At 58.0% G+C, this 11,901-nt stretch carries 9 protein-coding genes; 7 read left to right on the top strand and 2 right to left on the bottom strand.

Translation table 11 applies throughout. The features are described 5' to 3' along the window. Positions 1-46 precede the first annotated feature (46 nt). A complete protein-coding gene (locus tag P406_RS01530) occupies positions 47-1,177 on the bottom strand; it encodes an ROK family transcriptional regulator (protein WP_004412128.1) in 1,131 nt (376 codons plus the stop codon). A gap of 165 nt (positions 1,178-1,342) precedes the next feature. Here P406_RS01530 and P406_RS01525 point away from each other — a divergent pair, with 165 nt between their 5' ends. Genes P406_RS01525 through P406_RS01495 form a run of 7 tightly spaced genes read left to right on the top strand, consistent with a single transcriptional unit; the run spans position 1,343 to position 8,168 of the window. Further along, complete coding sequence (locus tag P406_RS01525) at positions 1,343-2,665, top strand: extracellular solute-binding protein (RefSeq protein WP_046235110.1); 1,323 nt, start codon at positions 1,343-1,345, stop codon at positions 2,663-2,665. Further along, complete coding sequence (locus P406_RS01520; RefSeq protein WP_003419592.1) at positions 2,662-3,555, top strand: carbohydrate ABC transporter permease; 894 nt, start codon at positions 2,662-2,664, stop codon at positions 3,553-3,555. The genes P406_RS01525 and P406_RS01520 overlap by 4 nt, the downstream gene beginning before the upstream one ends. After that, positions 3,552-4,445, top strand: coding sequence for an ABC transporter permease subunit (locus tag P406_RS01515; protein ID WP_046235109.1), 894 nt, complete (start codon positions 3,552-3,554; stop codon positions 4,443-4,445). The genes P406_RS01520 and P406_RS01515 overlap by 4 nt, the downstream gene beginning before the upstream one ends. Next, entirely contained in the window at positions 4,442-5,548 is a 1,107-nt protein-coding gene (locus tag P406_RS01510; protein ID WP_046235108.1) for an ABC transporter ATP-binding protein, read from the top strand. The genes P406_RS01515 and P406_RS01510 overlap by 4 nt, the downstream gene beginning before the upstream one ends. 6 nt (positions 5,549-5,554) lie before the next feature. Beyond that, positions 5,555-6,316, top strand: a complete 762-nt coding sequence (locus P406_RS01505; RefSeq protein WP_046235107.1) for a glycerophosphoryl diester phosphodiesterase — start codon at positions 5,555-5,557, stop codon at positions 6,314-6,316. Further along, positions 6,313-7,056, top strand: coding sequence for an inositol monophosphatase family protein (locus P406_RS01500; protein WP_046235106.1), 744 nt, complete (start codon positions 6,313-6,315; stop codon positions 7,054-7,056). Before P406_RS01505 ends, P406_RS01500 begins: the two co-directional genes overlap by 4 nt. Beyond that, positions 7,056-8,168: an endo-1,4-beta-xylanase gene (locus P406_RS01495; protein WP_046235105.1), complete on the top strand. Its 1,113-nt coding sequence runs from the start codon at positions 7,056-7,058 to the stop codon at positions 8,166-8,168. The genes P406_RS01500 and P406_RS01495 overlap by 1 nt, the downstream gene beginning before the upstream one ends. A 761-nt stretch (positions 8,169-8,929) precedes the next feature. Here P406_RS01495 and P406_RS26740 read toward each other — a convergent pair. After that, complete coding sequence (locus tag P406_RS26740; RefSeq protein WP_235810277.1) at positions 8,930-11,896, bottom strand: NACHT domain-containing protein; 2,967 nt, start codon at positions 11,894-11,896, stop codon at positions 8,930-8,932. Positions 11,897-11,901 lie beyond the last annotated feature (5 nt).

Raw genomic sequence — 11,901 nt, 5'->3', positions numbered from 1 at the left:
GTCATCATGCGTTGAATGCCCGCTTCGACTCGATACTGACGACAGATCAAACAAAAAACCGCTCTTTCAACGGCACCAACGCCGCCCCCAGAGCCGCCGCATCACCATTCGTCTCGCTCAGCAATAACTGCGGCCGAGGCGGTGGGGAGTTGTAGCGATGGGTGCCCCAGAAGGTCGTCGCGTCGATCAGGCGTTTTCCCAATTCGGGCGGTAATTGCCCGCCAAACACCACGGCCTGCGGATCGAACAACCCGGCCAGTGCGTTGACCAGGCGATCCAGTGTGGGCTTGACGCGTGTCAGCCAGGTATCCACACCGGGCCAGTCGGGGTCGAAGCGCAGGCGCAGGTCTTCGATGGAGTCGACCTGCACGCCGCTCTGATGCAGGTCTTCGAGCAAGTAACGCAAAGCCGGACGGTTTATCGATTCTTCGTCGTTGTAGAGGGTGATCTCGCCTGCGTTGCCGTGGCTGCCGAAATACGGTTTGCCGTTGATGACGACGCCCGCGCCGAAACCGAAGTTGAACGACAGGTAGATGAAGTTGCTGGCCCAGGCGCCCACGCCGACCAGGCTTTCGCCGATGGCTGCGGTGGTGGCGTTGTTTTCCAGCCAGACCGGCATGCCGAAGCGTTCCTCCAGCACCGGTTGCAGGTCCATCAATGACCAGTCGCGCAGCGGTTCAGGCGCATTGATCTGGCGGTTTTCAAGAAAAAAGCCGGCAATCGCGAAGCCCATGCCGACGACGCGTTGCACTTCGATGCCGTTGCGCTGAAGCATGCGTTCGATGGTCTTTTCCAGCGAATCCAGGGTGCTGTTGCGGCTTAACGGCGGCGTGCGCAGGGTGACTTGTTCCAGCACATTGCAGCCCAGATCGGCGACACAAACTACTGCCGAGTCGGTGTTGATCGATACACCAATGGCATACACCGCTTCGTTGACCAGTTCGATGCGCGGGCTGGGTTGGCCGCGACCATTTTTGACGCGCTCGCCACTGCGCAGCAGGCCACGACTGATCAGTTCTTCGATGAGCCGGTGCACCGACTGCTGAGCCAGGTCCATCTCGGTCGAAACCGTGGCACGGGTGATCGCGCCTCGACGACGAAGGATGTCCAGCAACTTGCGTTCATTGAGGCTCAACGGTTGGTGCGAATGAAGTGGCGTGTCGAGGTCGAGAGGCATGGAATCTTCAAATCATAGGAGGATTAAAACAGTCGGCGTGTGAAGCAGTGTATCGCCCACCATCCATTGCACACTTCAATCATGAAAATTTAATAAAAGTGGCGCAGGTCACAAATACTACACACAACCTGTATTAAATGGCATTGAGTTCTTGTGAGTGTCCTCATGCCTTTCATCCGTAAGACGTTTTCCGTGCTGGCCCTGCTGTCGCTCGCTGCACACGCCTTCGCTGCACCGGCCGAGTTCTGGTACAGCCACAGTGGCGCGGCCGGGAGTGCCATCGCGGATTTGTGCAGAAGCTTCAATGCACAACGCGAGGAAAGTGATCGCCTGCACTGTATTCGCCAGGGCAGCTATGAGCAGACGCTGCAGAAAACCGTCGCTGCTTACCGGGCGGGCATAGGCCCGGCACTGGTGGAGATTTACGACGTCGCCACGCCTGACATGCTCTTGGGCGGTGCCACCCGACCTGTCGAGGCGATCATGGCCGATCATCACAGGGCCTATCCCGACGACACCTTTCTGCCAGCCTTGCGGCGCTACTACGCCGACGAACACGGCACCCTCGCGGCGCAGCCTTTTGCGGCGTCAACAGCCGTGCTTTACACGCACCGGAATGCGTTGGCCGCTGCCGGGATCAGCGAGCCACCCGCCACGTGGGAAGCCTTCGCGGATACCTTGCGGGCCCTGAAGAAAAACGGTCAGAAATGCCCCGTCGTCAGCGCGTTTGCGCCCTGGATCTGGCTGGAGCAGACCAGCGCAGCGCAAGGCACCGCCGTTGCTGTTCGCTCCGCAGGCAGTGACCGTTATCAATTCGACGAAGGCCTCCATCTGCATCTTATGAAAGACCTCGCGCAATGGACTCATGAAGGTCTGGTGGTCCATGAGGATGCAACCCGCAGCGGACAGCAGGCACTGGCGTTTGCCACCGACGACTGCGCCATGCTGATCGACTCCACCGGGGCGTGGAATGTTGTGCACAGCACGCCCGAATCCGATATCCAGGTCACGGCACTGCCAATTTACGCGGGTACCCAGCGACGCGCCAACGTCCCCGGAGGTTCCTCGCTGTGGGTGATGCGCGGGCATTCCGTGAGAGATTATCGGCTGGTCTCGGAATTCCTGGCGTTCGTGCTGCAACCGGACAACCAGTTGATGTTCAGCGCACGGACGGGCTATCTGCCCGTCACTCAGGCTGGCGCTGCACGTTTGCAATCTGCTGCCAGCGAGCCATCGGCGATCATGGTCGGACTGACAGTGCTGAACGATATCGACGGTCAGCCCTCCGCGCCTTTGCGCTGCGGTTTTATCACGCTGATGCGTCTGATCTGGTCACAGGAAATGGAGAACGCGCTCGCGGGTCGCCAGAGCATCGATCTGGCCCTGCGCCAGACGACGCTGCGCGCCAACCAGCTGCTGGGTCTGTTTCAGCAGATGCACCAGGCCCAGGCCCAGGCCAGCAATGAGTCAAACGAGGCAACGCCATGAAACCGCGTGCACATTTCCCTCAGCCACGTCTGGCGCTGCTGTTCGCCCTGCCGCAACTGCTGGCGCTCGGCCTGTTCTTCTATTGGCCTGCGGTCCAGGCCATCTGGTGGTCGTTTCATCTGGTGCCGCCCTTCGGCGGTAATGAAATCTTCGTTGGCCTGAGCAACTATTGGCGTGTGCTGAAAGACCCCGGCGTGCTGGCGTCGCTGGGCTCGACGCTGGTGTTCAGCTTATCGAGCGTCGTGCTTTCGATCCTCATCGCGCTGGTGCTTGCGCTGTGCCTGGAACTGAAACTGCGCGGCAACGCCGTGTTTCGCAACCTGCTGATCTGGCCCTACGCGGTATCGGGCGCGACCATCGGTATCGTCTTTCATGTGCTGGCCAATCCGGTGATGGGCATCTTCGCATGGCTCAACGCGATTGCACCCGGCACCTGGGCGCCCTACTCCAGCCCGATACAGAGCATGCTGTTGCTGATCGTGGCGTATGCCTGGTGCCTGGTGCCGTTCAACTTCGTGATGCTGGTCGCCAGCCTGAAATCGGTGCCCGACGACTACCTCGCCGCTGCTGCACTGGATGGCGCAGGTCCCTTGCGGCGCATGCTCGACATACAACTGCCCCTGATCGCGCCCTATCTGCTGTTCGTGTTTGTCATCGACCTACTGGAAAGCCTGTCGAACAGTTTCGGGCTGGTCGACACCCTCACCCAAGGCGGACCTGGCGACACCACCAATGTGCTGGCCTACAAGATTTACACCGACGGTTTCATGGGCCTGGATCTGGCAGGCTCATCAACCCTGTCAGTGCTCATGCTGCTGGCGGTGGTGGCGCTGAGCGTCGCTCAATTCAAACTCCTGTCGCGCTTCCAGCGTCGCGGGGTGAAAGCATGATCGAGCATAACCGGCTGTTCAACGCAGGCGCTTATCTGTTGCTGATCCTGGGGCTGGTGTTCGCGCTGGGCCCGCTGTACATGGCGGTCTGCTCGGCGACCGTCGGCAATCCACAACTGTTCGCCCACGGTCTGGCGGTCATTCCCGGCGACCAACTGCTGGAGAATCTGCAGCAGGTCACCCGGCGTCTCGATCTGTTACGCCTGCTGGGCAACAGCCTGCTGGTCGCCACGCTGGTGGTGATCGGCAAGCTGACGCTCTCGGCGCTGACGGCCTTTGCCGTGGTGTACTTTCGCAGCCGCTACAGTTCGGTGATTTTCTTCGCTGTGCTGGGGGCGCTGCTGCTGCCGCTGGAAGTAAGGATCATCCCCACGTATTCGGTGGCCAGCGATCTGCTCGCCCCCGTACGCAGCCTGTTGCACTGGCTGGGCATTCAATGGCTGCCGCTGCCGACCATCAATTTGCTCGACAGTTACCCCGGCCTCGCCCTGCCGCTGATTGCTTCGGCCACCGGCACCTTCCTGTTCCGGCAGTTCTACCAGACGCTGCCTGCCGAGCTGGTAGAGGCCGCACGCATGGACGGTGCCGGACCCTGGCGGTTCTTCATCGACATCCTGCTACCACTGTCGAAGACCAACTTTGCAGCGCTCGGCACGCTGGTGTTCATCGGCGCCTGGAAGGACTACCTGTGGCCGCTGGTCGCAACCAATCGCGAGGACATGCGCACGCTGGTGCTGGGCGTCGCCAGCTTCCTGCCAACCGATGCGACCCAGGTCCCCGAGTGGAACCTGCTGATGGCCGCTGCTGTGGTCAGCATGCTGCCGCCCATCCTCGTCATTGCGCTCATGCAGCGATGGTTTGTCAAAGGCCTGATTGGAGTCGGTAAATGAACGCGCTCACCCCTATTACCTGCGCGCCGGATATTGTCCTCAAGGGCCTGCACAAAACCTATGGCGCAGAACCCATCCTTCACGGGCTCGATCTGGTTTTCAAGGCGGGCGAACTCAACGTCATCCTCGGTCCGTCCGGGTGTGGCAAGTCCACGTTGCTGCGCATGGTGGCCGGGCTGGAAGAGGCAAGCCAAGGGCAGATTCTCATGGGCGGCCGCGACGTTACGCGCCTGCAGCCCAAGGAGCGCGGTTGCGCCATGGTGTTTCAGAACTACGCGCTCTACCCGCACATGAGCGTGGCTGACAACATCGGCTACGCGCTCAAACTGGCGCGGGTTGCACGCAAGGAGCGCGAGCAGCGCATCCGCGAGTACGCAGCGTCACTGGGCCTGGAGGACCTGCTGCAACGCAAGCCCGGAGAGCTTTCCGGCGGCCAGCGCCAGCGCGTCGCCATCGGTCGGGCGTTGATCCGCAAACCGCCGGTGCTGCTGTTCGATGAGCCGCTGTGCAATCTGGACAGCGCGCTGCGTCATGAAATGCGTCTGTTGATTCGCAGCCTGCACCGGCAGACCGGCGCGACGATCCTGTATGTCACCCATGATCAGACCGAAGCCATGACCCTCGCCGAGCGTGTGGTGATTCTCGACAAAGGCCGTGTCGAGCAGATCGGCACGCCCGCCGAGATCTACGATCAACCCGCCAGCACCTTCGTCGCCAGCTTCATCGGCACGCCGCCCATGAACCTGCTGCCGGTTCACTGCCTCGACGACCGGTTTTTGATGCTGGCCGACGGTCAACGCCTGCCCATCGAGCTCGGCATTGCCAGCAACCTGACCGGCAAATGGCTGATGGGCCTGCGCCCCGAGACCTTCATGCTCGACCAGGAAGGCGTGACTGCCACAGTGGAGTCTTCGGAAAATCTGGGCAGCCACACGCTGCTGTATTGCCAACTGGCTGGAACGCGCTGCGTTGTCAGCCTGGCCGGACGGCAACATCAGATACCCGGCACCCAGGTTCGACTCGCGATCAACTCCACGCCCTTGCTGTTCGATATCGAGACCGGCCAACGCCAGCTCGTGACTTTCTCCCACACCACCAAGTGACCCGCCATGCTCAAACCTGCTCCCCTCGTCCGCTCGTCCCTGATTGCCCATCGCGGTGCCAAGGCTTACGTGCCGGAAAACACTCTGCTGGCCCTGGAAAAAGCTGCCGCATGCGGCGCCGAGTGGGTCGAAATCGACGTGAAGCTGACCCGTGATGGCCAGCCGGTCGTGATTCATGACGACTTGCTGGACCGCACCACCAACGGGCGCGGCGCCGTGGTGCTGCATGAGCTGCAAGCTATCCGCATGCTGGACGCGGGCAGTTGGTTCGCGCCTGAGTTCGCCGGCCTGCAGGTCCCGACTTTTGAAGAGATCGTGGCCTGTGCGCTGCGCCTGAACCTGGGTTTGCAGGTCGAACTCAAGCCGACCATTGGCGACGATGTCGAGACGGCGGAAGTGGTGATGCCGATCCTCAAAAATCTGTGGCCCGCCGACAACGATCGGTTGTTCGTCTCCAGCTTTTCGGTGCGCTCGCTAACGGCCGCCCGCCGCTTGTGGAACGACGTACCACTGGCTATCGCCTCCGTGGTGGCGCCTGCCGACCCGGTCGCGCTGTTGGCCGAATATGACTGCCGGATACTCCACGTACTTGACGATATGCTCGATGACCATCACCTTGTTCGCCTGAAAAGCAGCGGCGTCGAATTCGCCGTGGCTACCATCAACAGCCCGAAGCGTGCGCACTACCTGCTGGAACATGGCGCACAGTCGATTCTCAGTGATTACCCGGACTTGTTGAACCTGCCGAACGGAGGCTGTCTGCAATGAACAACCGACTCAGCGTCGCGATGCAAGCCGTAGAAAAGGCCACTGGCCTGGCCATGGCGTATTTTAACGACCGCCACACCCTCGACATCACCACCAAAAGCGCGCAAGACCTCGTCTCCCGCGCCGACTTTGAAGTGGAACAACTGCTGCGTGCAGAACTGAGCAAACACTTCCCCGACGATACAATCCTCGGCGAAGAAATGGGCGGCGAATTCATCACCGACGGCTGGGTCATCGACCCCATCGACGGCACCGGCAACTACCTGCGGGGCACCCCATTGTGGGGAATCGCGGTGGCGTACATGTCGGCAGGCGAGCCCGAAATCGGCGTCGTCGCCTACCCGGCACTGGGCTACACCCTGGCAGCCCGCACGGGCGATGGCTTGCTGCGCAACGGCGTCCCCTTTTTCCGCCCTCAACCACCCGAGCACCTGCGCATCGCTGGCGTCGGTGAAAACACCCGCTGGGATGCCGAAGAGATGGGCAAACTGCACCTGAGCCTGCGCCGACAGGGCTGGGGCCTTGCTGGTTATCGCTGCGCCACCATCGGCCTGGCGTTCGCCGCTTTGGGGCAGACAGACGGCTACATGGAGAAATTCACCAGTCTGTGGGACATCGCAGCGGGCGCAGTGATCTGCCGGGAGGCCGGGTTGTTGTGCACGATTGAAGGCGAGCAGAAGCAAGGCTCGATGACGGTGATGGTAGGCCGTGAGGAGTTGATGGGGATTTTTGGTGCGTGATGCGCCGGGCTAGTCGACGCAGTTTTCTGACTGCGTTTGTCCGCCTGCTGGCGTGCCTGCCCTTCGTCAGCAGCAGGCTGCTGGCGGCAGAAACCTTTACCGCATTGCGCCAGCCTGCAGCCGAGAAAGGCATACGGTTCGGCTTTGCAGTTGATCCGACAAAGCTGAATGACGACGCGGCCTATCGGCAACTGGTCGCCCTACAGGCCAGCATCGTTGTGCCAGAAAATGCCTTGAAGTGGCAGACCGTCCACCCCGAACCAGAGCGTTACAACTTCGCGCCCGCCGACGCAATCGCGGCGTTTGCCAAAGCGCATGACCAGCGTATGCGCGGGCACACCTTCTGCTGGCATCGCTCTTTACCCGACTGGGTTCACCACACCGTCACCCCGATGAACGCCGAAGCAGTGCTGACGGCGCACATCAGTACCGTCGCCAGCCATTATCGCGGCCTCATCAGCGCATGGGACGTCGTCAACGAAGCCATCCAGTTGGAGGACGGCCAGCCTGACGGGCTGCGCAATTCATTCTGGTATCAGATGCTCGGGCCTCGCTATCTGGAAATAGCCTTAAAGGCTGCGCACAAGGCTGACCCGGACGCCCTGCTCTGCTACAACGATTACGGCCTGGAAAAGGATACCCATTACGGCGAAAGCCGACGCACTGCCGTGCTCGCGCTGCTGCGTGGGCTCAAGCAGCGGGGCATTCCGATACACGGCCTCGGCATTCAGTCCCACCTGCGTGCAGGCGACACATTTGGTCCGGGCCTGTCTCGCTTTATTCTGGCAGTGCGTGATATGGGATTGTCGATCCACATCACGGAACTCGACGTCGACGACAGCCACTTGACGGGGTCCATCGCAGATCGTGATGGATCAGTTGCAGCGACTTATAAGCGGTATCTCGACGTGGTGCTTGCCACGCGCTCGGTGTCGACGGTTATCACCTGGGGTGTTTGGGACAGCCCGCATGTTGCTGGGGCTAAGTCTAACCATGGGCCGCTGGCGCAACGTGCATTGGTTTTCGGGCCGCGGGGTGAGGTGAAGCCTGCGAGTTGGGTGGTTGAGCATTGTTTCGAAAACGCGCGAATGCAGAAGGATGCGCGGATTTAGGTGCTCAGCGGCTTCACGGCAGCAGTACAGCCGGAGTGGTTCAGCGCTTTCTGACGCCTGAAAACGACGAAGCCCCCGATAAACGGGGGCTCCGGTTCTGGAACTGAATGGCAGGTTCCAGCTATATCCTAGAACGGTAGTTCACATAAGCAGGAAAACAGATAAAAACAATTCTTCCCACCCCCTAATTCTTCGAGGATATCCCGACTGAAAGCGTGATCTCTACGATAAACGTAGAGAACACTCGCACTGGACTCACTGCGACTGCTTGCCTCCGCCTTCCCCCTAACTCTTGCGTAAAGCATATTGTTGACGCTGACGCCGATTTGACCCATATGCCGAGATGTCACTGACCCAGTCCGATTCCTCGAAAAACATTACCTGGGCAGGGGTTGTGCCGATGTGGAGGTGGGGCAGTCCCGCGTCGGCAAGTGGGTCAAATCGGCATCAGCCTCAACACGTTGGTTTCACGGCGGGCATATCGAGTTTGAAGGGAGCCCTAGCCGACGGTCTTCGTCACGGTTCACCTGAATGCGGACGGGCACTGGAAAGTCTCAAACGGCTGGGCCTAGAGGATTAAACATGCAGCGGCCAAGGGACTGGCCATAACCGTCCGGGCAACACACCTTCCTGATACCGTTGCTTAAAGCGATGGTGCCCACCTAAATTTAAGTGGACACCATTCTAGCCTTTTTAAGCATGCGCCCATGCCACAAGAACGCCGTTCCTTTGCCGTAGGGACAACGCCAACAAATGAGACGTCACTCGAACAGTTCCGACTCCTCATGCATAACCACGAAGCCATACTGTGGGACGTATTTAAGGTAGGTTCGAAAGTCGACTTGTGAACCAGCGCGCCCTCGCTGATCAATAAAACCGCGATTCGCGAATCTCCTATAAAGTAGGCTTTTCCCTGTTTTTTTCAAGAATGAATCCAGTGCCGCTTTGCGTATAAACAACGCATTGTTGCGGTAGGGACCGGAGGTGAAAGCGATGAGAGAACCTGACTCATCCAGCCATCCACGTTGCTGATCCCAAATGAGATCCAGTGTCCTAACAATATCTTGGCACGGCACATCTAGGTTTGGTCGATCAGTCTCAGATGTAAACTCATACTCCCATTCGCCGCCCCGGCTCAATGTCACCATTGTGCGTGCCATTTCGTCACAATGGGTATTGGTCGTGCCTTCCTCTACGAATTGATTGAAAGCAGCGCCGTCCGGGTACTCTCCTAAAAAGCTTCGGTAACAGCTCGCCTGATCAGAAAAAGCACGGTCGATGCCATCGTAGGATCTCGTACCAAAAACCTCTTCGTCGGCTAGTACCGACGTGTAGAAAACATCAAATGAAAGATACGGCGTTGTCCACGCTTCATCCTCACCCAAATCGTTGGCGGCTTCATTACGCTGTAGAGCAATCCACACGACACCATTGGCATCTGTGCAAGATAAGCGAGTCTCGTGCGTCGCGAAATCATCGCTCTTAACCCACGTTTTGACATCGCTTTCATGGGAAGGAAAAGCGTAGTCGCGCAGGCGTAATATGCTGTCTGGATAGGATCTCTGAGAAATTACATCTCTCATATCGGTTAAATCACGCTTTCGTACATCCACTGACCAGTAATGCTCTGGCCCAGGCACAGTGCCTTGATATGACGAACACGGAGGGACGTGATCTGAAAGGACCCCTAGGAGTCGATGGAGTGAGATCCAGTAGTATTTTTTGCCAAGCCGTTCGGCGTAGCCCGCTCGCGCCCGGCCGGAGCCAAACTCACTATTCAAGGCTCGGTCGTAATTCAGTGCTCCTTTCTTGTAGCCAGGAAAACCGAGCCCCAAGGTCTCGACCATAATCCAGCAGGCAATGTTTTCCTTCGTTACCGAAGCAGCCTTCAGATCAAACCCTGAGACCTTCCCCTCCACCTGATACCGCCAAAAATCAGGCCCAATGTTTGAGCCCCAAAGCTTCATATCCGAGGAAAGATGCTCCAGATCGAGAAGTGGCTTGGCATCCACGAGCGTCGGCCATGCTTGTATGACTGGACTTTTACTCGGAAAGCGCCCCAACCGCTCTCTTAGCGGCTCATCGATACCGTAATCTTTGAGTAACTCCGCGAGCATCCGAATCGAATCCCGAATGATCACATTGGCTCGGTCGTATCCGTGAGAGACCAGTACCCGAAGGGCTGGAATGAATGCGGGACGGTGCGCGCGTGCGATCAGACAAGCGCTATATATGGCCTCCGCCACACTCTCAAGAATGTAATCATCATCGGACGCCAAAAAGTTTCTTGCAAATCCAGCTGCGAGCTGTGAATCAGCCACCATCAAACGCACCAGTCCTTTCGATGCTTGATCGCGAACGCGACGGTCCGCGCAAGACGTCAGCCACCCAAGAACAATGGTAGCTAATCGTCGGCTTTCACTTGGCCATCGCATGATGTCAGCGGTCAGAGAGGCATTCAGCAGGGACTTGACCGCGTAATTATTGTCATATGACTTGAACGCTGCACGTGATAGGTAAACATCCCTATTTACCAAAGGCTGACGAGTCAAAAAGTTGTCCAGCCATAGCTCTGCGTTAAGACGGTGGTTAGGCACCAAACTGACTTTTACAAAGACTTCGTATAAGTCCTCCCAAAGTCCCGGCACCTTCAATGCAGCAAAGATTTCATCTTCCAGGCCGTTATTTTCGAAGCTTTTGCTGGAGCGCCACGCTAATCCGTGAACGAACAATCGGTTGGCAAGCTCCGCCTCCAATCCAATATCGGGATTTACGATTTCAGTTCCCGTTTTCTCGGGAAGTACCGCCGCAAGTACTTCCAACAAGCCTCTGTCCTCAGACGGAAGCGAGACCAAGCTGGCGCCTAATTTTTTTACATCGAGTTCACCAGACTCATGCGTGTGACCATCCACCAGTGCAATAGCTCGAAGTACGTCGCCATATCGCTCGTATCCAAGCCTAACCGTCCAAGCGTCATCGGTTCCTTCAGTGAGTATGACTAGGCCTTCACGCTGAAGCTCCCGAATGAATACTTCAGGCGTCAGTTCTGCCCCCACCACGTCACGAAGGCCAGCAGCGCAGGACTCCCAAAGCCGATCACTTGCTGATGCACTCGTGAGCCTTTGCGCTAGACTCAGCATCGATTGGCGGACCAAGTTTTTCGGACTTGAATAGCCTAGTCGCTCTTTGACCACGACGTTGCTATGTTTGAGGTGCCGTTCGAGCAAAGCAGAAAAACCTGGCAAGGATACATCGAGGGTTTTACTCCCCTCCTCCTGCAAAGTTTTGCATGCCAAATGGAGGAATAACGGATTGCTCAACTCCTCCGAAAAAAGAGGAGTGATTTCTGAATCAAGCCCATAAAAATCAGCGAACGCTTGGAGTGCTTCGACTCCTTGTCCGTTAAAACCTCGGTGTTCAAATGCATAGCCTGGAAATCTGGAATCAGTAACCAAGTCTCTATAAGTATCACGAGCAGATACGCAAATTTTTACTCCAGGGTATGGCTTACACTGCTGGATCAGTTCGGGAAGCTTTGCCTTCCAACGGGCAGCAGCCCGACTTTCATTCAATGCATCAATGAATATTACAAACGGTAGGCCAGCGTGCTCGGCGGAAGTGCTCAAACACTGGAACAGATCATCACGCCCAATCTGAGCACCAAAGCCAAGCTTGCTTCGAATGGTTTCCCAAGGCTCGCCACCATCAAAATCGTCTCCAAACACCACAAGAG

This window comes from Pseudomonas syringae pv. coryli str. NCPPB 4273, from assembly GCF_000972175.1.
Lineage (GTDB): Bacteria > Pseudomonadota > Gammaproteobacteria > Pseudomonadales > Pseudomonadaceae > Aquipseudomonas > Aquipseudomonas syringae.
The sequence above is the reverse complement of the archived record's forward strand: the minus strand, read 5'-3'. Positions and strand labels throughout refer to the sequence as shown.

Bases quoted from the DNA above. Each gene is read 5' to 3' on its own strand.
- P406_RS01530 (WP_004412128.1), bottom strand. From the start codon at position 1,177: ATGCCTCTCGACCTCGACACGCCACTTCATTCGCACCAACCGTTGAGC.
- P406_RS01525 (WP_046235110.1), top strand. From the start codon at position 1,343: ATGCCTTTCATCCGTAAGACGTTTTCCGTGCTGGCCCTGCTGTCGCTC.
- P406_RS01520 (WP_003419592.1), top strand. From the start codon at position 2,662: ATGAAACCGCGTGCACATTTCCCTCAGCCACGTCTGGCGCTGCTGTTC.
- P406_RS01515 (WP_046235109.1), top strand. From the start codon at position 3,552: ATGATCGAGCATAACCGGCTGTTCAACGCAGGCGCTTATCTGTTGCTG.
- P406_RS01510 (WP_046235108.1), top strand. From the start codon at position 4,442: ATGAACGCGCTCACCCCTATTACCTGCGCGCCGGATATTGTCCTCAAG.
- P406_RS01505 (WP_046235107.1), top strand. From the start codon at position 5,555: ATGCTCAAACCTGCTCCCCTCGTCCGCTCGTCCCTGATTGCCCATCGC.
- P406_RS01500 (WP_046235106.1), top strand. From the start codon at position 6,313: ATGAACAACCGACTCAGCGTCGCGATGCAAGCCGTAGAAAAGGCCACT.
- P406_RS01495 (WP_046235105.1), top strand. From the start codon at position 7,056: ATGCGCCGGGCTAGTCGACGCAGTTTTCTGACTGCGTTTGTCCGCCTG.